Below are 26,904 nucleotides of genomic sequence, written 5' to 3'. Positions count from 1 at the left end.
GGATTATTATAATATTAAGTAGGAGGGTGTAATTTTAAGAGAATAAGGGGTGTATATTTATTTTTCCCCCGATTAAGTAGTCGTTGATGTTAAATTTATGTAATTTGATCTAGAATTTTTTGAACTAGTCCATTGGACTTTAAACACTTTTATGAAATTGAATTATTACTTGATCACAAAATGATGAATTTACTATCACAAAAGACAAAGACACGCTTACTCTCTTTTTTCTTAGTTTTTAGCGCCTTTGTTCAAGGAACTATTTCTTATGCATTAAATAAAGACATCGTTTTTTCACATTACACAACTAAACAAGGATTATCACAGAATGATGTTAACTCCATCTATCAAGATAAGTCAGGTGTAATGTGGATAGGAACTAATGATGGTTTTAGTAGATTTGATGGGTATGAGTTTAAGAATTATCGAATGGATACTCATGGATTACCTTCAAATCTTATCAGCTCATTTTGTGAAGATAATTATGGGAATTTGTGGATAGGTTCAACAGATGCAGGTTTATTTAGATTCAACCTGAAAACAGAGAAATTTAGCTTTTTTGCAAATACTAAGACATCTCCAAAATTACTTACGGACAACAGTATTACCAATCTTGTACAAGATTTACACGGTAACTTATGGTTTGGAAATGCTAAAGGTCTAAATAGACTTTTGGATTCCGAATTAAATAAGGATAAAATCAAGGTGGATAAATATTATCACAATCCACATAATCATGAAAGTATCTTATCTAATTATATCACGACTCTTTTTGTAGACCATATTGGTAATTTATGGGTAGGAAGTAAAAGAGGGATTCAACTTCTAATTAATCCGGAAGAAAAAGGACAGTATAGTATCTTCAAGCGATTCCATAAAAATACAGAAAACAGTGTTTTGTCTATAATTGAGGGTGATGGTTGTTTATTGATCTCTTATTTTGATGGTATTTATCAATTAAAAGTCAAAGGAATTGGTGACAGTAGAGGTGAATTTACAAAGGTGAGTGATATCAAATCAGAATGCTTATTAAGTGGTGATAACGGTGTGATATGGGCAGGTACAAGTGATGGTTTATATCAACTAAGATTTGATGATGTATCGAATTCTTTAAAGGTTTTAGGCTATCAAAATAGCGATAATAATCAATTCATGCATTCAAATATCATCATTGATCTGTTCAAAGATAAACTTGGTGTTATCTGGATTGGGACTAACGGAAGTGGTATTAATAAATACAACCCACGAAGAAAGAAATTCCATCATATTCAAAAAGGTGATAAAGATACAGACCTTACTTATAATAAAGTAAGAGAAGTTTATCAGGACAGTAATGGTCGTATTTGGGTCGGTACTGAAGGTGCAGGTATTAATGTGATTGATACAGATGGAAAAGTAAAAGAAATTAATGTTGCTCCCAATAAAAAATCTCAGAATGTAGTGTATGCTATTGATGAGTTTCGTGATCACCTTATTTTCGGAATCGGTTATCCATTAAAAACATTATATATAGATAGTAAAAACGCTTTATCTCTAAATGTAAAATCTGAAAAATATGTTTTACATCCTGATGATCATAGTAATACTACATTTGACGTTAAAAATGACGGCGATTCAATTTTGTGGTTAGCTACTTATGGAGGAGGTCTAATAAGAGGTGTCCCCGAAAAGGATAAAATTAATTGGTCTTATCCTGAAATTCTGGATAATGATGATGACAGAATTGAAATCATCAGGAGTTTAATGGTAGATAAAAAAGGTAATCTATGGATAGGTACAAACCAAGGTCTTGTTTTTCTTGCTCAAGAAGAAAAGCTAAAAAAACAACCTCGTTTCAAGGTAATACAACATATAGATGATGACCAAACAAGCTTAAGTTATAATTATGTACTACCAATTTTTGAGTCCTCAAACGGACAAATATGGGTAGGTACTATGGGTGGTGGTCTTAATATTTATGACCCATCAAAATCAGACATTAAACACATTACTTTTAACAGTTTATCTACTTCAAATGGTTTACCAAGCAATGTAATTAAATCCATATTAGAAGATGATTATGGTAATTTATGGGTGGCTAGTAACAAGGGGTTGAGTAAAATAAACCTAGAGAGTTTAAATATTAAAAACTTCGATATTTCTGATGGACTTCAAGATGATGAATTTGGGGAATTGGCTGCTTGTAAGCTAAAAAATGGTGAATTACTGTTTGGTGGAGTTAACGGCATAAACATATTTAAGCCTCATGAAATCATTGATGATAACACGATTGCCAATGTGATTTTCACTCAATTAAAAGTCTTAAATAAAGAAATTAATACTTATGATGTCTTTGATGGAAATCAAATATTAAAATCTTCTTTACAGAATACGGATGAAATTGAACTGAATCACGATCAAAATAGCTTTTCTGTAAAATTTGCTTCGTTACATTACGGTGCTTCAGAAAACAATCATTACAAATACAAATTAGTAGGTTTTGATGATAACTGGATCGTTACCGATGTAGAACAAAGAGAAGCAAAATATACTAACCTTTCTCCTGGTAATTATACATTATTGGTGAAAGCATCAAATGGAGACAATATTTGGAACCCTAACCCTATTGAGTTAAAAGTAAAAGTACTTCCTCCTTGGTGGTTAAGTTGGTGGGCAAAAATATTCTATTTTGGTATTATCGTGGCCGCTATTTTCTTCTTCTCGCGTTATTCAATCATCACGGCGAGAAAGAAAAGTCAGCTTGAAATGGAAAAGTTTGAGCGTGAAAAATTAGAAGATTTAAGTCAATTGAAACTTCAATTTTTCACCAACATTTCTCATGAATTAAGAACGCCTCTAACATTGATCCATACTCCTATTGAGCAATTAATTAAAAAAGGAAGTTTATTATCTGCTTCAGAAAGAGAAAAAAGCTATCAACTAATATTCAAAAATGTTGAGCACCTGATGCGTTTGGTTAATCAACTGCTTGATTTTAGAAAAGTTGAACAAGGACAAATGAAACTCCAACTTTCAAGAGGAAATTGGTCTACATTTATTGAACAAGTTTATTATTCTTTTAAAGAATTTGCAGAACATGAGAATATCTCTTTTATCATAGAAAGGCCAAGTAATGATATTCATGGATTAATGGATCATGATAAGCTTGAAAAGATTCTATATAATTTATTGTCTAATGCCTTTAAGTTTACAAATAATGGAGAAATAAGATTATCTATTCAGCAAAATGATGATAATGTGATCATCAAATTGAAAGATACGGGTATTGGTATTTCTGAAGAGAAACTAGATTATTTATTTAATCGTTTTTATCAAGTTTCTAATTTGAAATCAGCTAAAAATAGAGGTACAGGAATAGGTTTAGCCTTTACTAAAAGTTTAATTGATCTTCATCATGGCACTATTAATGTAGAAAGTGAGGTAAATGTTGGTACCACTTTTACACTTGAATTTCCATTACAAAACACCGATTTTACTCCAGAAGAAATCATCGAACCTTCTTCTATTACAATAGAAAATGAAGAGTATATATCTGAGGAGGATGAATTAGAAGTATCATCAAAACCTAAAATTTTAGTTATTGACGATAATTATTCTATTCGAAATCTATTAAAAGGGCTATTAGATGAAGAATATGAAGTGCATATGGCAGAAGATGGACAGAAAGGATTACAGAAAGCAAAAGAAGTAATGCCTAATCTTGTTTTATCAGATATTATGATGCCAATTATGGATGGATATGAGCTCACTAAAAATATTCGTGATGATGATCAATTATGTCATCTTCCAATCATTCTATTAACAGCAAAAAATTCTGAAGATAGTAAACTAAAAGGATATGAGTATGGTGTGGATGCCTACGTAACCAAACCATTCAATTCTGATGTTTTATTAGCTAGAATAAATTCTTTATTAGAAAATAGAAAAAATCAGCAGAAAAAATTTAGAACAAAAGTAGATGTTACTCCAAGTGAAATTACTTTTACTTCTATAGATGAGAAGTTCCTTAATAAACTAGTAAGTATTGTAGAGGAAAATATTTCAGATTCAGAATTTACTGTTGACAAATTGGCTACTGAATACGGCGCTACACCAATTCGATTAAATCAAAAACTTAAAGCTCTCACTGGGCAAACAGCAAAAGGATTTATCAGAAATATTCGATTAAAAAGAGCTGCTCAAATGCTTAAACTTGGCAGATATAGCGTAAGTGATGTCACTTATGAAGTAGGATTCAATGATTTAAAGTATTTCAGAAATTGCTTCAAGAAAGAGTTCGGCATTCCTCCATCGGCTTATTTGAAAGAGGCTAGTGAAGAAAAAGTTACTCACCCTATGGAGGATTTTGAAATGTAAACTTCTACGTGGAATAGTGTGATGTTCATTACATATCTACACACACTATTCTATTTTTTTTAACTATTCACATCAATAAAATATGATTGCAAACACTACTATTATTCCATAACATCATATTATTTCTATTAAAATAATTCACCTGAAAAAACTCTATACCTGTAAGGGGTGCTAATTTTTTAGCCTTTTTAAATAATTCACCACGCATTTATTAATTTTTTTCCCCCCTATTTTATAATAGTTTTTTCAACACTTAATAGAAGTTAACATTCTAGTTTTGAAACATCAATAATGAATGAATTGAATTTTTAACAAACTTAGTATGTAAAGTATGAGTTTCTATTTTACCAAATCAAAGCTATCTAAATACTTAAGGGTTTTCTTCCTTCTAGTATTAGTTTCTTCTTCAAAACTATTTGCACAAGACTTAATTGTTCGAGGAAATATTGTAGATGAAGAACAGACACCTCTTATAGGTGCATATGTAATAGTAAAAGGCACTACAATTGGTACAGTAACCAATTTAGATGGTACCTTTGAAATGAAGGTTCCAGACAAGGAATCGATCCTAGTTGTTACTTCTATAGGTTATCAAACTGTGGAGTTAGCCGTTGGAGAACGCACAAATTTTGACATTGTTCTTCCATACGACACCGAGGCACTTGATGAAGTGGTTGTTGTCGGTTATGGTGAGCAAGAAAAACGAGAAGTAACTGGTGCTATTGCAAAAGTCAAATCAGAAGATTTAGACAAATTAGCTACATCAGATATCGGTACAGCCTTACAAGGACAAATGGCCGGTGTTAGTGTACGAGCTGCTTCTGGATCTCCTGGTGCAACATCAACTATTACAATTAGAGGGGTAACGTCTTTCCAAGATGGAGGTTCTGAGCCTTTATATGTTGTGGATGGTGTCACTTACACATCAAATCCCAATATTTCTCCACAAGAAATTCAATCAATTGAAGTTCTTAAAGATGGAGCGTCTGCCGCAATCTATGGTTCTAGAGCATCTGCAGGTGTAATCTTAATCACTACTAAAAGAGGTGAAAAAGGATCATTAAAAGTAAATTTTGATGCTTATTATGGTGTACAAAATATTACTTCTAGTATTCCACTAGCAAGTACCGTTGAATCGTTATATATCAATAAAATATCGAATTTAGGTAAAGAGTCAGGTATTTTTAATCCTTTAGAGCAAGCACCTAATGGTTTATATTACAACACTGATTGGATGAAAGAATTACAACAAGATAATGCTCCTATTCAAAATTATAGCATAAGATTATCTGGTGGTTCTGAATATTTAACTTACAATATTACGGGTACTATGTTTGACCAAAAAGGTGTATTGATTGGATCTTCATATGGAAGACAAACATTAAGAGCAAATACAACTTTCAAGAAAAACAAGTTTAAGCTCCAAGTAAACATGGGCTTAAATAACAGTCTAAAGGATAATGAACCTTGGGCTTTACAATATGATGCAATCAAACAAGCTCCATACCGTCAAGGTATTTCAGTTGGAGGATCGGATTATGTTGTACCTGGTGCAAACCCAGAAAATATGGGACGTTTTATTGGTAAATTAAATGAAGTAAATCAAACCAATGTAAATGGATACAACGGTAACGCAATCCTATCATATGAGTTTTTTGATGGGTTTAAATTGAATGCGAATATTGGTGGATCGGTCTCTAGAAATGAAAATAAGTGGTTCAAACCAACATATTCTGTGTATGATCAGGATGGTGAGTATATATTAAATGCTTCTAACCCGATATCAGAATTAAAGTATACAGACTATGAGTATACTAGAACTATTCAAGAATATACGGCCACTTACAATAAGAAATTCGGTAAGCATAAAATTGGTTTAGTTGGTGGTGTTACTTTTGAAACATCTCAAGCCAGTAAAATATTTATTTATGGTGCTGATTTTCCTAGTAATGCAGCTCAATCTATGGGTGCTGCCAATGAAATTAGAGCTTCAGATGAACGTTATTCGATATCTAAAAATATTGGTATGCTAGGTAGACTACAATACAACTATGATAATAGATATCTATTAAGTGCATCTATTCGTAGAGATGGTTCTTCTAGATTCCATTCTAGTAACAATTGGGGACTTTTCCCTTCAATTTCTGCAGGATGGAATATTTCTGAAGAGAAATTCTGGGAGCCAATTAAAAGAACAGTTTCTAACTTCAAAGTTAGATATGGTTATGGTGAAACGGGTAGTGACAAAGCAGGACAAGGTTTACAAAACCTAATGGCAGATCTTCCTTACCAGTCTATTGTAACTCCTCAGGTAGATTATACTCTAGGTAGAGAAGGGAGCGACATTTTATACTATGGTTCTACAGCACCTACATTTGTGGATAAGAATATTACATGGGAAACCAACATTTCTCAAAATATTGGTATAGATACTGAGTTTTTTGATGGTAGATTAACTTTCTCAGCAGATTTTTACAAAGCTGAAAAAAGAGATATGTTATTAGCTGTAAAAATTCCTCCTTCAACTGGAGCAACTTCTTATAATAACTATGACCAAGTATGGCAAAATGTTGGTAACCTATCAAATGAAGGTGTCGAGTTAGCTTTAGGTTATAATAATCACATTGGTAAAGTTCATTTCCAAGTGAACGGTACGTTCACTAAGAACAATAACAAAGTAATCTCATTAGCTCCAACTGTTGAGTCTATCTCAGGTGGTGAACCTATCATGGTAAGAGGTAGTGAAGCGACTACATTCTTAAGACCAAATTATACTGCAGGTTCTTTCTTCTTAATTCCTACTGATGGAACAATCAAAACTAATGAAGATCTAATTGCATATCAAGAATTAGTACCGTCTGCAAGATTAGGTGACTTAAAATATATTGATGTTAATGAGAATGGTGCAATTGATCAAGATGACAGACAATATATGGGTAGTGGTACACCTCAATGGGAGGCTGGATTAAGCGTAAATATAAGTTATAAAGGTGTTGATCTTGGTGTTCAACTATTTGGTGCTTATGGCTCAAAAGTATACAATGGATCTAGAGCATATGCTTATCTAGTAAAAAGAAGTAAAGAGCTTACAAATGCATGGCAACCTGCTAATCCTACCTCTGAAATACCTACTCCAAGAGATGAAATTGAACACTATAACACAAGAACATTCTCAGATTATTTCTTAGAAGACGGTTCATACTTAAGAATTCAAAATATCTCACTTGGATATACCTTCCCTAAACGTTGGATGGACAAAGTGAAAGTAAGAAATCTACGTATTTATGGTAGTGCTCAAAATCCATTCACATTTACTAATTATAATGGATTTGATCCTGAAGTTGGTTCACAAAATATCTTCTTAAGAGGTGTTGACAGAGGTAATTACCCTATCTCAGCAATCTATAGAGGTGGTCTTTCTTTAGAATTCTAAAATAGTAATTGACATTATGAAATATATATCAAAAGTTATTCTTGGGTTATTCTTTACAACGGCTTTTTTCAGTTGTAGTAATTATTTCGATGTAGAGAACCCAAATACAATTACAGAAGAGTCATTCTGGCAAAATGAAGAAGATGCATTCAAAGGGTTAATTGCCACTTATAGTGGTTTACAACATGCGGGCTCTATGGGCGGTACTTCTTCAACAAACTTGCCAGTTCGTTCTGACACAGGTAGACCTAACAACTGGAATGCAGGTGCACAAGCTTTACAAAAATTATCTTTTAATGATAATACAAGTGTAGTAAAGTCAAAGTGGTCTGATTTGTATACTGGTATACTTAGAGCAAATCAAGTGATCAGTAGAGTGCCAGAAATTGCGATGGATGAAGATCAAAAGCAATTATTTATTGCTGAAGCTAGATTCCTAAGAGGAGTCTATTACTACTGGTTATTCAGTACGTATAATCACGGTAATATCATCATCCACCTTAATGTACCTAGCACTAAAGAAGACTTTGCTAAACCTTTATCAGATAGAGAAGAAGTTTTAGCTGTTATTTTAGAAGACTTGAAATTTGCTCAAGAAAACCTTCCTGAAACTTGGGAAGATGAAATGCTTGGAAGAGCAACTTGGGGTGCAGCAACAGCTATCTTAGGTCAGGTATACATTAATGAGCATGAATATTTAATGGCTCATGATGAATTCAAAAAAATCGTTGATAGAGAAGATTTATACCAATTAACTCCTGAGATTTCTTGGAACTTTGACTTAGAGCATGAATTCAATTCAGAATCAATTTTTGAAGTTGTTTTCTCAGCAGTTCAAAAAGCAGGTTCGACAGGATATGTTTCTGATGGTCCAACAGGTTCAGAAGGTACTACTAGAGCTAGAACTTTAGCTCCGGGACCAGCTGGTGGTTGGAGAGTTGTAATGCCATCTTACTGGGTGACAATGCAATTTAGAGAAGAAGAACTTGACCCTAACGATATTAGAAATGTTGATCGTAATTTTTCTTTAAGAGCAGAGGCCTCTATTGCAATGGCAGATGACGGTACTACTTTTTATCAAAAAGAAGTAGCATTGGCAGGTTTCAATAATAATGAAGCTTCTTATGTGAGAAAGTATCAAAACCACTGGAGTGATAACGACGGTTTAGGTGATATTGCTAACTCAGGTATTAATGAAAGAGTGATTAGGTTAGCCGACGTTTATTTATTGTATGCTGAGTGTTTACTTGAATTAAACGGTGATGGTGGCGTAAACGAAGCAACTAGATTGATTAACTTAGTAAGAGCTCGTTCAGGAGTTGTACAATTAGATCCTATCGATTATAGTGCTCGTTCATTAATGGATCATATTATGTGGACAGAAAGACCATTAGAGTTGATGTTTGAAGGTCACGATACAAGATGGGTTGACCTTAGAAGATGGGATAAAATTAAAGAACAGTATGATCGTTTATCAGATCTTGAGTTCATAATTCAAGAAAAAGTACTTCGTTATGCTACAATTGATGATATCGGAGAACCTACTTTAAGAGAATATGTAGAGGGAGCTGATGCTTATACTCCTGATGTACATAATTACTTCCCTATTCCTGTTGATGAAGCATTAACCAATCCTAATATTGGTGAAAATGCAAACAACTAATTTTTGGAAAGATCTAAACTTTTTGAGAAATGAAATTTTATAAATATATATTTTTATGCATCCTGGCAGGGATTACGTTTGTTACGGCCTGTCAACAAAAAGAAGATGTGATACCATATGGTGACTTTACTGATATTGCTATCTTTTCTCCCGCAACTGGGGAAGCAGTAGTTCAAGTAGAGGGCTTAATGTCTTTTGCAGATGGTTCAAGAGGAACTACTTCTAGATTATGGACGATTCCTAATCCTTCATATTTCATTAATAATGACACTTCAGAATTAACAGAAGAAATTGCTCATATCCGTTTTATGGAAGTAGGTAGTGTACCTGTCAATTTACATTTAGAATTTACTGATACGACAGCAAACTACGATTCTACAATCATGGTGACTGTACTTGATTCAATCACTACAGATTTAGATGTGGTAAGTATTGCTGGAAATTATACTGAAGAAGAGAACAAATTGGTCATAGAGGCTGGATCTATCGTAACAATGACAGATACAAGTTCTGGAAACCCTGATACTTATGAGTGGATTCTAGAAGGTTTTGAAGATCAAAGTTATTCTACTAAAACGGTAGAAATACTTTATAAGAAATTAGGTCTCTATGATGTACAGTTGATCTCTTCTAGAGTGAAGCCATACGGTCGTCCTGATACATTATTATTGGAAGACTTCATTGAAGTAATTCCTTCTACTTTGCCAATTGTCGTTACATCTGTGGATGAAAATGAAAGCGGGGTTATTGAAGTTCAGTTCAGTAGAGATCTAGATAATATAGGTCTTGATGAAATAGAAAACTTTACTGTTATGGTGAACGGTACAACTCCTGCAGTAATTACAAACTTAGCATTAAATAGTGCTGACCAAAGTATTTTAGAAATTACGGTTGAAGAAAATATTTTGAACTCTCAAACAGCAACTGTTTCTTATAATGCGGATAATGGTAACATCAGATCATCTGACTTTGTAGACGTGGAAACGGTTACTGATCTTCCAATAAATATCTATGCTGTTGAAATCTTTAACTCTAATAATGATTTCGAATCAGGAGTATTAGCACCTTTCGGAGATCCGTTTGTAGAAAATGCTGGTGCGGGTGGTACTGGTAGCTATGAAATGTTAACTGGATCAGCTGTAAGTGGTAATCATTCATTAGGAATTACAATGGGCGAAAGCACTAGAATGTCATTTGCAATGATTACTGATTTCTTCAGTGTTGAAAAAGATAAAACATATGCTTTCGAATTCTGGGTTAAGGTAGATGAAAATCCATCGAAAATTGAGATGACAGTAAGATTTATGCCTGGAGATGGTTGGAATGATAGTTACAAACAATGGCTAGGAAGCTGCTGTACAACGGCTTTAAAAGTTGAGAATATTGGTACTTGGCAAAAAGTAACAATGCTAACGGATAAGAACCCTCCTGCAGATTGGGCAGAAACAAAAATACACTTCCAATTATTTAGTGGAGCTGGTGGTCAAACTAAAATTGAATTTGACAATTTGAGATTCTATGAATATGAGGTTGGACCGACCGAATAATTAAAAAAATAGTTTGAATCAGTCTCTTCTAGTATGAAGATTACACAGGGCATTCTTTATTGAATGTCCTGTTTTATAATTTATCGCGAAGTGTAAAAATGTGGCTTTAATTAATCATTAGGGACGTTTTTTAATTAATTACCCCCCTAATTTCTATAATAATATACCCACTACAACTAGATCAATAAACTATATTTGAACTAAACGAATTATTACTAATAAGCAGTCAGTATGAAAAAAATCTATCACTCTATAAGTAAGGTTTTGGCTTGTGTTTCTATACTTGCATTCAGTCAAGAAACAACAGCACAAACTGCAGTGACTATCGACTTTCAAACACAAAGGTATCTCGATCAAGTATCTGAGTTAGACCGATCAAAATTTTTTACTATTCACGCATCAGCTGGCAAAGACTATTCTGATCAAGATATGGCTCACCTAAAAGATTGGGATGTTAAATTTGGACGTTCATTTTGGGGTGCCTTCGGTAGATACAATGATTACATATCATCGAATCAAGTATTTCCTACAGATGATAAAATAATATCTGATGGAATCAAAAATATTAATAATACCAAGAAGCAAGCTTTTTACAAGCATATTACAAGACAACTTGTAGTGACAGATCACCCTAAATCTATGATCCATATGGATCTAGACACTAAGGAAGCAGGAGCGTTTGCTGCCAAGTATTTCAAATACAACTACGAGGATGAATTACGACCAATGTTTTATGAACCAGTAAACGAACCTTTTGTACATGCAAGAGAGTTTATGGGGGACAATTACCAAGAGAGTGAAGTAAGACGTAAAACTGCTGAATACTTTAAAGAAATTGGAAAAGCCTTTGATGAAGAAGGTATCGATACTTATGTAATTGGATATTCTTCTGCATGGCCTTCTATGGAATTATGGGATTTTGGACACTGGGAATCTCGTATGAAAATGTTCATGGATGTTGCTGGTGACTACATGGATGGTTTTTCAACTCACTTGTATGATGGTATTAATGTAACGGGGCAAGACACTGAGAGATCTGGCAGTAATGCAGATGCAATTCTGGATCTTATCGAGACATATAGTTATATCAAATGGGGAACAATTAAGCCTCACGCAATTACAGAATATGGCGGTATTTCGCAAGGCTATGGTGATACATACACAGATGTTGAGAGTATTCAGACAGTTCGTTCTATTAACCATATGATTTTTGGTTTAATGGATAGAGAAGATCGATTAATGATTTCTATTCCATTTATTACAGGTAAATCTTCTTGGTATTATGAAGCGAACGATTACGAACCTTATGGTGCCAATTTATGGAAACCTGTAAAAAGCTCTGTAGTTAATGGAGTCATTCATGAATATGACTTTACTGAAAAAGTAATGTTTTATGATCTATGGAAAAACGTAAGTGGTAAAAGAGTAAGATGTTCTTCTTCTAACCCGGATATTTTTATTCAGGCATTTGTAGATGAAGATAAAGCGTATGTATGTTTAAATAATATTGCTACAGATGATCAGGATGTATCTATGCAGTTTATTTCTTCTGTCGGAGATGTTGAAAAAATCAATAAAAGAAGCTTAAAGATTTACCAAAACGAAAAAGCGATTTATGAAGATGTAGATTTAGATAATCAACCTGAATCTATTACCCTTCAACCACATGAAACGGTAATCTTAACGTATGACTTGAAAAACAATGTCACTTTCCATAAAAAAGCAATCCGTAAAGAGTATTATTCAAAAACTTATATGCAGCCCATCGAAAGTAATGAGACATTATCTTTTGAATTTAACGATGTAGAGTTAAATACTGCTCATGGAGAAGCACGCTTAAGAATGGCTGTTGGTAGAACGCATAATTTAACAAAGCGTCCTACAATCAAAGTCAACGGAACTAAAGTTAATATTCTTTCTAATTGGAAAGGCTATGACCAAGCCAATAGAGATGATTTCTTTGGTGTTATTGAAGTGCCAATCCCTCATCAATTACTTACTGTAAATAACAAGGTTGATATTTCATTTCCTGATGAAGGAGGAACATTAAGCTCAATTATATTATCGGTAAATAACATTTATGATTTATCATCTCGCCTACCTTTCAAAGGGCAAGTATTTGAATTGCCTCAAAAAATTGAAGCAGAAGATTTTGACTTGGGTGGACAAGGTGTAGCATATTATTCGACAGATAATATTAACTCTATTGGTGCGTATAGAATTAATGAAGGTGTCAATATTGATAAAAATGGTGATGCCTTTGAAATCAACTTAAAGCAAAATGAGTGGACTTCTTACAGTGTTGAAGTTCCTGAATCTGCGATATATACTGTAACGGTAAATACGTCTACTATCTCTACAGAATCACAAATTGATCTTATTGTTGATAATGAAAAAATTTGCGAAACTATAGAAGTAAATAATTCTGACAATGCATTGAAAGAAGTAAAAGTAGAATTAGCCAAAGGCATTTACCCTATTCATGTATTAGGTAATGGCGATGTTAAGATCGACTTTTTAGACTTTTCTAATGCTGAGCTTTTAACGGATGATATCAAGTTTACATCCAACAACTCAGAAATAAAAACAGGTGAAACAAACAATTTCGAAATAGAATATACAGCAGCTAATGATAGAGATATTGTGTTGGAACTTTGGGGTGATTCATTCTTATTAGGACAAACCAGAGTAAATGTAGCAGCAGGTTCTTCTAGTATTAATGTGCCTTTGGATGTTTACGCTGAGCCATTAAATTATGAAAATGTAGAGCTTGTAGCAAAGGTGGTAAAAGTGAATAGCAATAGCTTAAATAGTTTTGCCGAAACTGTTTTCAATGAGTTCGAATTTGATCCCGTTCTTTCGGTAAGCGATGACTTGCTTGATGAAGACTTAATCACTGTTTTCCCTAATCCAGTACTGAATAATCAAAAATTAGGTATTAGAGGTGAAAATAAAATTTATAGAATAGATATTCTTAATACACAAGGACAAGTATTTGATTCATTCGAATTTCAACAACCGTCATTACAAGTAAGCCTATCATTAAATAATCAGTATTCTAGAGGTATTTACCTAGTAAGAATCTATAATGAAAATGGCAGCTATACTAAGAAAATAATGATTCAATAACTCATTTTTCTAGCAAACATGAATATCAATAAGATAATAAAAAGTTTACTTATAACTGTTAGCATCTTTTTAACAAATAGTGTGGTAGCCCAAACTACCACACAATTACAAAAATCTAGAGTTAAACTAGATATCAACAATCAATGGACATTCTACAGAGGTGAATTACCTGAGAAATCTGTTACATCTACTGATTTTGACGATAGTAAATGGGATGTTGTCAATGTCCCTCACAGTATGCAATTATCTTCTAATGATTTAGATAATTCATCAGACACTTCATCGCAGTTAACTTTTCATAGATACATTGGCTGGTATAGAAAACAACTTAAAGTGGAGGCCAGTGCTAATCAGAAGGTTTTTCTAGAATTTGAAGGTGCACATCAGCATACAAGACTTTGGGTAAATGGTAAGTATGTAGGTGAAGATATGGTGAGTGGTTTTACTCCTTTCCATTTTGACGTTACAGATTATGTTCATAAAGACGGACAAGAAAATACTGTGGTACTTAGTGTTGATAACAGATTAAACCCCAATATTCCACCTGATGGAGATAGAAGAGATTATATTTTATATAGTGGCTTATATCGTGATGTCTATTTAGTAGTAAAAAATCCGCTACATATCACATTCGATTGGGAAGATAAATATGCAGGTGTGTATATTACAACACCTACTATTTCAAAAAACAATGCTACTGTTAGTATTCGCTCTACTGTACGCAACAACCAAAAAATGCCTGTACAATCAAAGGTTGTACAAAGAATCATTGATAAAGATGGGTATGTAATTGCAAAGGTTGAAGCGGAGAAAAATATACCTCAAAACTCTGACTATACTTTTAATCAAACAACAGGTATAACAGAAAATCTTCACCTTTGGTCAATTGATGATCCTTACCTATATAAAGTGCAGACCATCGTTTATCAGAATGGAGAAGTAATGGATATGGTAGAAAATCCATTAGGTGTTAGAAAGTTTGATTTTATTGATGGTGAAGGATTTCTTTTAAATGGAAAAAATATTGAACTAATTGGTGTAAATAAACATCAGCAATATCCATTTGTTGGTGATGCGGTGGCCAATAGTTTACATAGAAAAGATGCTGAACAATTTAAAGAAACAGGTTACAACGTAGTTAGACTTGCACACTATCCACATGATAATGCTTTTATTGAAGCGTGTGATGAACTTGGTATTCTTTTAATTGAAGAAGCACCCTCATGGATTCATTTTGTAGAAGGTGAATGGTTTGATAATCTTGAGGAAGCTACTAGAATTATGATCAGAAACCATAGAAATCATCCATCAATATTAATGTGGAGTGGTGGGTTAAATCATAGAGGTCCAGTAGAAAGATTACATTATGCTTGTAAGGAAGAAGATCCTACTAGGATGACAGGTTCTAATGGAGCACCTTGGACAGGTCCTGTACACTCTGGTATCTGTGATATTTATACTCCAATGGATTATCAAAATACACCTGTTACAGAAAATGACTTCTCGTTTTTATGTGAACACGGGTCGTCTAAAGATGCCTTGACAAATCAGTTTGAAGTGTCTAAATCGCGAGCTTCTGCAAATCGTTTTGGTGTTGCTTTATGGACAGCTCATGATTACTTCTCTTTCCAAAGAGATTGGGGTATGCAAGTAAGAAGACCATTTTCAATTTACAGAGTACCGAACCCTGTGAACTATTGGTATAAATCAGAGTTTTCAGAAAGCCCAATGGTTTACATTGCTGATGAAAGAGCTTCTACTGATAAAATCATTGTATTTAGTAATTGTGATCAGGTAGAGTTATACAATAATGGAAAGTTAGTGGCAACACAAAAGCCAGATTCAGATCCAAACAGAAGCTATTGTAATTCTCCCTCTTATACATTTACGTTGCCTACTGAAAAAGGTGATTTAACTGCCAAAGGATTCATTAGAGGAGCTGAAGTTGCACAATATACTTTGAAGAAATATGGTAAAGCATACCAATTGAAATTAGTTGTTGAAGAACAAAATAAAGCTATAGAAGCTAGCGGTTCTGATATGAGAATGGTACGTGCATATGTGTTGGATAAAAATGGAAATCATGTAATTAATGATCAATCATTAGTATCATTTAAAATTGAAGGAGAAGGAATTATTGTTGCGGGAGATGATATTGGAGCCAATCCGAATAAAGCATACTGGGGTACTGCATCGGCTGTTCTGACTTCAACATTGAATGCTGGTAATTTTAAAATCACAGCCAAAGCAAAAGGTCTTAAAACGGCCACAATTGAAGGTAGCACTGTTCCTTACAATAGAGATCTACGTCAACAAAATATCACTGAAGTTTATGATTACCCAATCGTGAAAGTGGATATGGGAGGAGATGATCAATTACTTCAATTTGATTGGTACCGTTGGGACGGTACAAGTAATTCATCTTTCATTTTAAAAGATTATGACAATGCCACTGTTGCTGTCAATTCTAAAAAAGGTGATAAAACTTGGACCACTGCATTTGGTTTACTAGGTAACAAACCTTATTTGGCTATGGATGCTCTAAAGGTAGAAGGTGATGATGAAATTCATATCACTTTTAAAGACCTTCCAAAAGGAACCTATACATTAAAAACATACCACCATTCTATTAAGGTTTTAGCAAAGGTAAAAGGCGATGCCATTCTTGAGAAGAAATTAAATACTTATCAAATAGGTGTTCAAGATGCATTAGGAAATAGAATTGCTGTACCTGCTATAGAGCCAACAAGTGGTACAAAGTTGGGAAATTTATACCCGGCAATGGCAGATTACTTAATCACTTCTGATGGTAAATCGGAAGTCAAGGTCATTATTAAAAACCATGCACAAGATGTACCTGTGGTTTTAAATGGATTTGAAATTACAAAACAAAATAAAGACAACATTTCAAAACAGACATTGTAATAATAAATCATTTTATATTTCATTTTTCCCTTATAGACTTTTAGTTTATAAGGGATTTTTTATTTAAACTACTGTTTATCAAACCCTAAAATAGGCTATAAAATCTACCCCCTTTATTTGTGTGAAAATTACACCCATTAGATTATTATTTATATTATACTTTTGATGTAGTAGTTAAACAACAACAAATTTTTTAGGTATCGAAATGAAAACTCTATTACTTGCTTTAAGTTGCTTGTGTTTGTTCACTTTGTCTCAAAAAGTGCATGCTCAAGAAGATTTTATTTGGCTTGATCCATACAGAGACACTGATGATCGTATTGATGCATTATTAAAAGCCATGACTTTAGAAGAAAAGGCTTCACAATTAGTAGACATTAGTGTTGCAATACCAAGACTTGAAGTTCCTCAATATTGTTGGTGGAATGAAAGTCTTCATGGTGTAGCGAGAAATGGTCGTGCAACGGTCTTTCCTCAAGCCATTGGTATGGCTGCAAGTTTTGATAAAGAGTTAATCCAAGATATCTCTACAGCTATTGGAGCTGAAGCTAGAGCTAAGTTTTTGGAGGCTATAGAGATGGACAATAGAAGTAGATACGCAGGTTTAACATTCTGGTCACCCAATGTAAATATTTTTAGAGACCCTCGTTGGGGAAGAGGACAGGAAACATATGGTGAAGATCCTTACCTATCAGGTCAAATGGGATTACATTTTGTTCGTGGTTTACAAGGTGATGATGACAAATACTTACAAGCTGCTGCTTGTGCTAAGCACTTTGCTGTACACTCTGGACCAGAAGAAGATAGACATGTGTTTGATGCAAACCCTAATCTACGTGATTTCAGAGAAACTTATCTTCCTGCCTTCAAAACGTTGGTAAAAGAAGGGAATGTTGAAGCTGTTATGGGGGCTTATAATAGAGTATTCGGAGATCCAGCCTGTGGGAGTGATATATTACTCAAAGATATTTTAAGAAAAGAATGGGGATTTGATGGTCATGTCGTTTCTGACTGTGGAGCTATTGAAGATTTCTATGCTCATCATAAAGTGTACCCTTCTGGAGTAGAAGCTACTGCTGCTGCAATAAAAGCGGGAACTGACTTAAATTGTGGTAAAGTCTATAAAGGAAATATTGTTGCCGCAGTGCAACAAGGTTTAATTACAGAAAATGAGGTAGATGATAGAATGAGAAACTTACTCGAAACTCGTTTCAAGTTAGGCTTATTTGATCCTGCTGAAATTAATCCTTTTAATAACGTAAAACCAGATACTGTAGAGTGTGATACTCATAGAAGGTTAGCCTACGAAGCAGCTTTAAAATCTGTGGTTTTACTCAAAAATGACAATAAAGCTCTTCCTTTAAAAAAGGATATTAAAAGATTATATGTTGTCGGTCCTAATGCCAATAACAGTGAGGTATTACTAGGTAATTACTTTGGTGTGAGTGGTCACATGACTAACATTCTAGAGGGAATTGTGAGTAAAGTAAGTTTAGGTACGAGTATCAATTATAAACAAGGAATATTACTTGATAGACCGAATAATAATCCAATAGATTGGTCTACAGGAGAAGCCGCTGCTGCTGATGCGTGCATTGCCGTTGTTGGAATCTCAGGCCTGATTGAAGGAGAAGAAGGTGAAGCAATTGCTTCCTCATCAAAAGGTGATAGAAACAATATGAGGCTTCCTGAAAATCAAATTGCTTACCTTAAGAAAATTCGTTCTAAATCAACCAATCCGCTTATCGTGATTATCACTGGCGGTAGCCCTATCAACCTAACAGAAATTGAAGAAATAGCTGATGCAATTCTATTTGCATGGTACCCAGGGCAAGAAGGTGGTGAAGCTATTGGCGACCTTGTTTTTGGCAATGTTTCTCCTTCTGGAAAATTACCAATAACTTTCCCTAAATCTGTAGATCAATTACCTGACTATGATGATTATTCTATGGAAGGAAGAACATATAGATATATGGATGTAGATCCTATGTATCCTTTCGGATTCGGTTTATCATATACTTCATTCAAATATGGTGAGGTGGTTGTTTCAAAGGAAAAAATTAAATCAAAAGATGATTTCGAAGTTTCGGTTAAAATCACAAATACGGGTGAGCATACCGCTGAAGATGTGGTGCAATTATACTTGTCAGAATATCAAGTGAAATTCACTGCTCCAAATCATTCATTAAAGGGCTTTGAAAGAGTAAAACTTGCTCCAGGCGAAACTAAGGAAGTGACCTTTACTATCTCTCAGGAGGACCGTCAAATTTTTAATGATGAAGGAAAGGCTATTGATCCAAAAGGAAATTTAAAAATTACAATTGGAAATGCTTCTCCAATGAATAGAAGTAATCAATTAGGTGCAAACTTATCTTCTACATCTATCAAAATCTTATAAATAATAACCAATATGAGATACTTATCAATCTTCCTTCTTCTAATTTTGGGGAGTACTCTTCCACTTTTTGCACAACCCAATGTCATCTTAATTGTTACAGATGATCAGGGTTATGGGGATATTGCTGCTCATGGAAATACAGAAATTGAGACACCTAACATAGATCACTTGTATAATGAAAGTGCGTACTTAACTAATTTTCATGTTAGTCCAACTTGTGCACCCACTAGGTCATCTATCATGACGGGTAAATATGCTAACAGTGTTGGTGTTTGGCATACCGTAATGGGCAGGTCTATTCTTTATGAAAATGAAGTCACTATGGCCGACGTGTTTGCTCATAACAATTACAAAACAGCCATGTACGGTAAATGGCACTTAGGCGATAATTATCCATTTTCACCACAATACAGAGGGTTTGATGAAGTACTGACTCATGGTGGCGGTGGTGTTGGTCAAACGCCAGATTATTGGAATAATGACTATCAGGATGATGTATATCTAAGAAATGGTGAAGAAGAAAAAGTAGAGGGATATTGTACTGATGTATGGTTTCAAAATGCCCTTAGTTTTATTGAAAAAAATAAACAACAACCTTTCTTCTGTTACATCTCTACGAATGCACCACATGGTCCATTAAATGTTCCAGAAAAATACAGCGATCCCTATTTGAAAAAAGGAGTACCTCATGGTAGAGCTGAGTTTTATGGCATGATCTCAAATATTGATGAGAACCTTGGTGTATTGAGGGAGAAGCTTATTGAATGGGAGATTTCTGATAACACATTATTAATCTTTATGACGGATAATGGTACTGCATTTGGTGCAAAATTTAATGATGGAAAATTAGTAAGTGGCTATAATGCAGGTATGAAAGGAACTAAAGGAAGTGCCTATGAAGGTGGGCATAGAGTGCCTTGTTATTTCTATTGGAAAGATGGAAAACTATCTCAACATAAAGAGATAGAGACATTAACTGCTCACGTTGATTTGTTACCTACACTTGTCAAATTCTGCGATTTAAAATTACCAAAGAAAGTAAAGTTTGACGGAATGGACCTTTCTTCTGTTTTGAATGGTGAAACAAAAGATGTTGATAGAATATTAATTGGTGACTCTCAGCGATTGGAACTCCCTAAAAAATGGAGAAACTCTTATACTATGAAAGGGCACTGGAGACTCATCAATAATGTGGAATTATACAACGTTAAGTCAGATCCTTTTCAATCGAATAATGTCATTGATAAATACCCCGAGATAGCAAAAGAACTTAGAAAAGGTTATGAGTCTAATTGGAAAAAACAATACAAAACGTTTAAGCAGTATCCTTATATAAAATTAGGGACAGAGTTTGAAAACCCTTCTACACTTACCGCACATGATTGGCATGTGAAAGAAGAAAGAATGATCCCTTGGAATCAAAAACTGATAAGAAAAGGCGTGCAGGGTAATGGTGAATGGAGAGTGAATTTCATGGAAAATGGGAAATATAAAATCTCTCTAAGAAGGTATCCTATTGAATCAGATTTACCAATCAATGCATCAGCAGAAGTATACCGCAGTGAATTCAAAAGTTATGTTTTAAGCAAAGGAAAACAATTTAATATTGTTCAAGCAAAACTTAATATTGGTGGCAAGGAATGGAACGAAAACATCTCCAATCCATCTGCAAAGGATATTTCTTTTGAAGTTGATGTAACAAAAGGAGAAACTACTTTAAGTACTACTTTAATAGATAAAGATCAAAATGAAGTGGGTGCATACTATGTTTATATTGAAAAGATTTAATGAAATGAAGAAAAACATCATATTAATTGGTTTATTATTCTTTGTCTTGGGATTAAATGCTCAGGATAAAAGACCTAACATTATTTTTATTCTAACGGATGATCAACCTTATGATTATCTCAGTTGTACAGGAAATCAAGTAGTAACTACACCAAATATAGATAAACTAGCAGACCAAGGTACTTTGTTTACAAATGCACATATTACAAGTCCGATTTGTATGCCTAGTAGAGTATCTATGCTCATGTCTCAGTTTGAAAGAAAACATGGTGTAAATTTTAATTCTGGCACTGCATTATCAGAAAAAGCTTGGGAAAACTCCTACCCTGTATTGATGAAAAAAGCAGGATACTTTACTGCTTATATCGGGAAAAATCATACACCTTTAGGAAAAAATGGATATAAATCTGAGGTAATGGAAAATGCCTTTGATTATTTTTATGCAGGACACCGTCACCTTGGTTTTTATCCAAAAGATAAACATGAAATTTTTAAAGGTGCAAAAAATGATACACAAATTGAAATTATCGAAGAAGCTACCTTTGATGCATTAGACAACAATGAGTTTCGTCTAAAAGAAGCGATTAAAGTTATGGAAGGTAGACCTGATGATAAACCGTTTCTTTTAAATATTTGCTTTAATCTTCCTCATGGTGCTGGTACATCGAGCATGAAACAAAAAGAGGGTGATGATGATATTTATAAAAGTTTATTCAGGAATCAAGAAATTCCTTTGCCGGATCATTATATAGCTAAAAAGGATATAAAAACACCTAAACTATCTAATGAACTATTGCATGCTGAAGACCGACAATATATTTATGATTATGTCGATACTCCTGAAGGAACACGAGAACGTTTAATCAGACAGTATCAATCCATGGTTGGTATTGATAGAATGGTGGGACATTTACGAAAAAAGTTATCAGAGCTTCATCTTGATAAAAATACGATCATCATATTTTCTTCTGATCATGGTTTACTCATGGGACAATATGGTCTTGGCGGAAAAGCACTTTTGTATGAATACTGCACCAAGGTATCTACAATCGTTTATGATCCAAGAATAAAAAAGAATAAAGTACAACACATGAATGATGCTTTGGTACAAAGTATCGATATAGCACCTACTATTCTTGCAAACGCTAATGTTGAAATTCCTTCTACCTATCAGGGAAAAGACATTAGTAGTTTACTAACAAGCAATGATAAAAGTGTAAGAGATTTCTTATATACTGAAAACTTATGGTCTACACAGTTTGGTAACCCAAGGTGTGAAGCTGTACAAAATAAAGAGTGGAAGTATATTCGTTATTATAAAAATGAAAATTTCTCTGCTAAAAAAAGAATTGAATATGCCAAAGCTATGGGGATTAATGTGAACAGTGTGCTATACGGTATGAATGATAAAGAGATTCCTATTTACAGAAGTTTTGCGGAGGGTTCATTAAAAGGCGATCAACCTGTTTATGAGGAATTATACCATCTTTTGGTTGATCCTTCTGAAATGAAAAACCTAGCTGAAGATGATCAATATAAAAATAAGCTCGAAGAATTAAGATCAGTTTGGCAGAAAGAGATAACTAAAGCCAGAGGAACAGGACAGCCTCTAGTTGAAAGGTTTACGAAAGAATCATCTTTTGAATACCAAAAAAATCACCCAGTACTTATCCACGATTAAAGGCAATGGTAGTACTGATAAAAAATAATAGACAATGATAAAACATAAATTAAGAAAGTTAGGAATAGGTCTTGTATGTGGACTTATTTCCTGTTCTCAACAACTCCCTCAACAAGAGGAATATGAAAGTTTAGAAGAAATTAGTTTTAATGAACAGTGGAAATTTTCTAAAGGGGAATCTACTGTGGCTATGAACAATAATTTTGATGACACCTCATGGAGAACATTAAACTTACCACATGATTGGGCCATAGAAGGGCCTTTTGATATTGCTTATAATTCTAGGTGTGGAGGACTCCCTGTACATGGAGAAGCATGGTATAGAAAAGCATTTGAAGTGCCCTCAAAAATGGATGGAAAGAAAGCTTTTGTTCATTTTGAAGGTGTGATGAATAATGCTGAAGTTTTTCTTAATGGTAAGAAGATTGGTGAACGACCTTATGGCTATATTGGATTTGAAGTTGATATGACTTCAAATTTGAAATATGGTGAAGAAAATATCATAGCAGTAAAATGTGCCCCTGAAGACTTAAGTGCTAGATGGTATCCTGGAGCAGGAATTTATAGAGATGTATGGATTGAATTTAAAAATCCTATACATATAGCTCTTGATGGAACATTTATTAAAACTCCTGTTATTACTTCTGAAAAAGCAGATGTTGTAGTCGATATAGATTTAGTCAACACTTTAGATAAAAAAGAATTAGTAACTGTAGAAACCATCATCCAAAATGCTAAGGGAGAAAAGGTGGGCAATGTTAATTCATCTTATAATTTAAATAAGAACGAAGAAAAAACGATTTCTCAAGTTTTAAAAATTGAAAACCCTGAGTTATGGTCGATGGAAAAACCACACCTTTACTTTGCAGTAACCTTTGTAAAACAAGGGGATACGCTGCTAGATAAATATGTGTCTTCTTTTGGTGTAAGAGATATTAAGTTTTTAGCAAAAGAAGGTTTTCTATTAAACGGAAAACGAATCCAATTAAAGGGAGTTTGTTTACATCATGATCAAGGACCTTTAGGCACTGCAGTGAACCGAAGAGCAAAAGAAAGACAACTCCAAATCATGAAGGATATGGGAGTAAATGCTATTCGAACAAGTCATAATCCTCCATCTAAGGTTTTATTAGAACTATGTGATGAAATGGGATTAGTAGTAATTGATGAAGCTTTTGACAATTGGAAAATTGGTAAAGTTGAAAACGGATATAACAAAGATTGGGGCAAATGGAGTGAAAAGGATTTAAGAGCGTTGATTCGAAGAGATCGTAATCACCCTTCTGTAATCATGTGGAGTATTGGTAATGAAATCCTAGAGCAAACAAAAAAAGATGGTTGGAAAGAGGCTAGACGATTAGCGAAAATTACTAAATCTGAAGATATTACTCGTCCTGTTACTGCTGGGTTTAATTATCACCCGTTAGCAATCATAAATAAATTAGCACATGAAATTGATGTAGTTGGATTCAATTACTTCCCGATTCGCTATGAAAAAATACTAGAAGAATATCCAGATTGGGTAGTTTATGGTTCTGAAACTTCATCGTGTACAAGTTCAAGAGGATACTATGATATGCCAATTGAGCCTAAAGTTGCAGAAGGATCTAAACAAGTAACAAGTTATGACCTTGTTGGGCCTCCTTGGGCATATCCTCCTGATTTAGAGTTTGACATGTTAGAAAAAAATCCGAAAATTCTTGGAGAATTCATGTGGACTGGCTTTGATTATTTAGGAGAACCAACACCATTTGGAGGAAAAGACAATTGGACAAAAGGATATTGGAATGATGACTGGCCTTCACATTCATCTTATTTTGGAGCAGCTGATTTATGTGGTTTTCCAAAAGACAGATACTATTTGTACCAAAGTCAATGGACGGATAAACCAATGGTTCATGTACTTCCTCATTGGAATTGGGAAGGAAAAGAAGGTGAAATTATCCCAGTTCATGCTTTTACAAATGCGGAAGAAGTTGAGCTTATTGTGAATGGAAAATCTTATGGTAAGAAAGTGAAAGGTAAAGACCTAACACCCATCAAAATGACCCATAGAGATTGGAAATCTGATAAACCATTAATGTCTAAATATAGATTAAGTTGGGATGTACCATATACTCCTGGTAAAATCGAAGTGATAGCCTATACCAATAATAAGGAAGTGGCAAGAAAAGAAATTTCGACAGCAGGAAAACCTCACCATATAGTATTGGAAGCAGATAGAAACATTATTGCTTCAGACGGTAAAGACCTTTCTTATGTTACTGTAAAGGTGGTAGACAAAGACGGTAATTTCTGTTACACTGCGTCAAATGATATTCAGTTTGACATTGAAGGTGACGGCGTACTTGCTGGGGTAGGAAACGGTGATGCTACTTCTCTTACTACTCTTAAAGGAGATCATATGGAAGTCTTTAATGGTATTGCATTAGCTATTATTCAAGGCACTAAAAATGGTTCTAATCCTATTCGAATCAAAGCAACTGCAGAAGGATTAGGTTCTGCTGAAGCTATTGTAGCATTTCAACCAAGTCTATAAAAAGATAAATATATAAATTTGAAAACCCTCCCTGTGGCATTATTGTCATGGGGGGGTATCTTAAATTTCAAGAAAAAATTAATAAAAATGAAGATGCCTTTCCAAGTTTAGATTAAGTAATAGTACTAAATTTCACCCCTTAATTTATCATGTGTGATGACTCAATAAAAAGACCAATAAATTAATCAAACAAGGCTTTTGGTTCTAGTGTACTTTCTCTAATAATTAATTTAGTTTTCAATATAACATGCTGGTATTTTTCTTCTTTTTGATAATCAAATAATAACTCAACTGCTTTTTTTCCCATTTCGAAAGACGGTTGTTTTACGGTAGAAAGTTTTGGACTTGTATAAGTGGATATAGGTTCATCGGCATAGCCAATAATTGAAACATCTTTTGGTATTTCTAAGCCTATACTCTTTAGTGTTTCCATAATGATAAATGCTAAATAATCACTGAAAGCAAAAATAGCGGTTGGATGATCTTTTTGATTGAAAATTGAAATGAGCTGCTTTTTTAATTCTATTTCATCTTCAGATGTAAGAATCAAGTTTTGATCAATAGGAATTTTTTTTCTTTTCAATGCTTCAACATATCCCATATATCGATTAAAGGTGGTAGAAATCCCATTTTCTCCTTTTACATGTAATATTTTCTGATGCCCTAAAGACAGTAAATAATCAACGGCTTGAGAGGCACCTTGGAAATCATCGGTGATCACAACGGATGTATCAATATCTTCACAAATTCGATCTAACAAAACAATTGGTGTTCCTTCATCTCTTATTTGCTGTAAATAAGAATAATCTTTCATGTCTTTGGAAAGTGCAATTAATAAACCATCAACTTTAGCATCAGACATTTTAAAACAAGTGCTTTTTTCTTGATCATAATTTCTTCCAGAACTACCTATCATTAATTGAAAACCCAGTTCTCTTATTTTTTCTTCAACTCCATGTAACATCATTGAAAAAAAGTTGTGATTAAATTCAGGAATAATTACACCGACAGTTTTTGATGTTTGATTTTGTAAATTTCTAGCAATAATATTGGGACGGTAATTCCACTTCTTTGCCAATGAAATCACCTTATTTTTAGTTTTTTCAGAGATTCTTTCTCCGCCATTAAGAGCTCTAGAAACAGTTGTTGGTGTAACCCCTAATTCTTTAGCAATATCCTTTATAGTAACTCGATCTTTTTTCAAAACGTTCATTCTTTAATCTGATCAATGATGTGAAGTTTTCAAACTAAAAACAGATCATTTTATAGGTTGTTATTTGATGTAGTAATTTATTTAAAAATAGGCATAAATCAAATATATAATCATCGAAATTAATATAGGACAAACGTTAAACTTTCATCTTGTATGTGTTGATTATACATTTGTAATACCTCTTGAAAACAATCATATATTTTTTTAAATCATCACAATCAAGTGTTCAACA

11 protein-coding genes are annotated in these 26,904 nt (G+C 33.7%); 10 read left to right on the top strand and 1 reads right to left on the bottom strand.

Going from position 1 to position 26,904, the window contains the following annotated elements; translation table 11 throughout:
• Positions 1–183: 183 nt before the first annotated feature.
• The 10 genes from NH26_RS09780 (at position 184) to NH26_RS09735 (ending at position 25,459) form a co-directional block, all read left to right on the top strand.
• On the top strand, positions 184–4,356 hold the full coding sequence (locus tag NH26_RS09780) for a hybrid sensor histidine kinase/response regulator transcription factor (RefSeq protein ID WP_158021916.1): 4,173 nt from the start codon (positions 184–186) through the stop codon (positions 4,354–4,356).
• Between the two features lie 331 nt (positions 4,357–4,687).
• Positions 4,688–7,789 (top strand): SusC/RagA family TonB-linked outer membrane protein, encoded by a 3,102-nt coding sequence (locus tag NH26_RS09775; protein WP_044221249.1) that lies wholly within the window; start codon positions 4,688–4,690, stop codon positions 7,787–7,789.
• A 16-nt stretch (positions 7,790–7,805) separates the two neighbouring features.
• A complete protein-coding gene (locus tag NH26_RS09770) occupies positions 7,806–9,452 on the top strand; it encodes a RagB/SusD family nutrient uptake outer membrane protein (RefSeq protein ID WP_044221252.1) in 1,647 nt (548 codons plus the stop codon).
• Between the two features lie 29 nt (positions 9,453–9,481).
• Positions 9,482–10,999 (top strand): carbohydrate binding domain-containing protein, encoded by a 1,518-nt coding sequence (locus tag NH26_RS09765; protein WP_044221255.1) that lies wholly within the window; start codon positions 9,482–9,484, stop codon positions 10,997–10,999.
• 231 nt (positions 11,000–11,230) lie between these two features.
• Positions 11,231–14,128, top strand: coding sequence for a T9SS type A sorting domain-containing protein (locus tag NH26_RS09760; RefSeq protein WP_052431907.1), 2,898 nt, complete (start codon positions 11,231–11,233; stop codon positions 14,126–14,128).
• Between the two features lie 18 nt (positions 14,129–14,146).
• A complete protein-coding gene (locus NH26_RS09755) occupies positions 14,147–17,053 on the top strand; it encodes a glycoside hydrolase family 2 protein (RefSeq protein ID WP_044221258.1) in 2,907 nt (968 codons plus the stop codon).
• A gap of 205 nt (positions 17,054–17,258) precedes the next feature.
• Positions 17,259–19,451 (top strand): glycoside hydrolase family 3 C-terminal domain-containing protein, encoded by a 2,193-nt coding sequence (locus tag NH26_RS09750; protein ID WP_044221260.1) that lies wholly within the window; start codon positions 17,259–17,261, stop codon positions 19,449–19,451.
• 12 nt (positions 19,452–19,463) lie between these two features.
• Positions 19,464–21,239 (top strand): arylsulfatase, encoded by a 1,776-nt coding sequence (locus tag NH26_RS09745; protein ID WP_044221265.1) that lies wholly within the window; start codon positions 19,464–19,466, stop codon positions 21,237–21,239.
• 4 nt (positions 21,240–21,243) lie between these two features.
• The gene (locus NH26_RS09740) at positions 21,244–22,920 is read left to right on the top strand and encodes a sulfatase-like hydrolase/transferase (protein ID WP_044221759.1); all 1,677 of its coding nucleotides are present in this window, start codon (positions 21,244–21,246) and stop codon (positions 22,918–22,920) included.
• Between the two features lie 34 nt (positions 22,921–22,954).
• Positions 22,955–25,459 (top strand): glycoside hydrolase family 2 TIM barrel-domain containing protein, encoded by a 2,505-nt coding sequence (locus tag NH26_RS09735; protein ID WP_052431908.1) that lies wholly within the window; start codon positions 22,955–22,957, stop codon positions 25,457–25,459.
• 181 nt (positions 25,460–25,640) lie between these two features.
• On the opposite strand, the gene NH26_RS09730 is transcribed toward NH26_RS09735, so the two are convergent.
• On the bottom strand, positions 25,641–26,663 hold the full coding sequence (locus NH26_RS09730) for a LacI family DNA-binding transcriptional regulator (protein WP_071397226.1): 1,023 nt from the start codon (positions 26,661–26,663) through the stop codon (positions 25,641–25,643).
• Positions 26,664–26,904: the final 241 nt, after the last annotated feature.

The sequence above is a fragment of the Flammeovirga pacifica genome (genome assembly GCF_000807855.2).
Classification (GTDB): domain Bacteria; phylum Bacteroidota; class Bacteroidia; order Cytophagales; family Flammeovirgaceae; genus Flammeovirga; species Flammeovirga pacifica.
Note: the sequence above shows the minus strand (reverse complement) of the source record. Positions and strands in the feature narration are given on the sequence as shown.

Bases quoted from the DNA above. Each gene is read 5' to 3' on its own strand.
- NH26_RS09780 (WP_158021916.1), top strand. From the start codon at position 184: ATGAATTTACTATCACAAAAGACAAAGACACGCTTACTCTCTTTTTTC.
- NH26_RS09750 (WP_044221260.1), top strand. From the start codon at position 17,259: ATGAAAACTCTATTACTTGCTTTAAGTTGCTTGTGTTTGTTCACTTTG.
- NH26_RS09770 (WP_044221252.1), top strand. From the start codon at position 7,806: ATGAAATATATATCAAAAGTTATTCTTGGGTTATTCTTTACAACGGCT.
- NH26_RS09760 (WP_052431907.1), top strand. From the start codon at position 11,231: ATGAAAAAAATCTATCACTCTATAAGTAAGGTTTTGGCTTGTGTTTCT.
- NH26_RS09740 (WP_044221759.1), top strand. From the start codon at position 21,244: ATGAAGAAAAACATCATATTAATTGGTTTATTATTCTTTGTCTTGGGA.
- NH26_RS09775 (WP_044221249.1), top strand. From the start codon at position 4,688: ATGAGTTTCTATTTTACCAAATCAAAGCTATCTAAATACTTAAGGGTT.
- NH26_RS09765 (WP_044221255.1), top strand. From the start codon at position 9,482: ATGAAATTTTATAAATATATATTTTTATGCATCCTGGCAGGGATTACG.
- NH26_RS09755 (WP_044221258.1), top strand. From the start codon at position 14,147: ATGAATATCAATAAGATAATAAAAAGTTTACTTATAACTGTTAGCATC.
- NH26_RS09735 (WP_052431908.1), top strand. From the start codon at position 22,955: ATGATAAAACATAAATTAAGAAAGTTAGGAATAGGTCTTGTATGTGGA.
- NH26_RS09745 (WP_044221265.1), top strand. From the start codon at position 19,464: ATGAGATACTTATCAATCTTCCTTCTTCTAATTTTGGGGAGTACTCTT.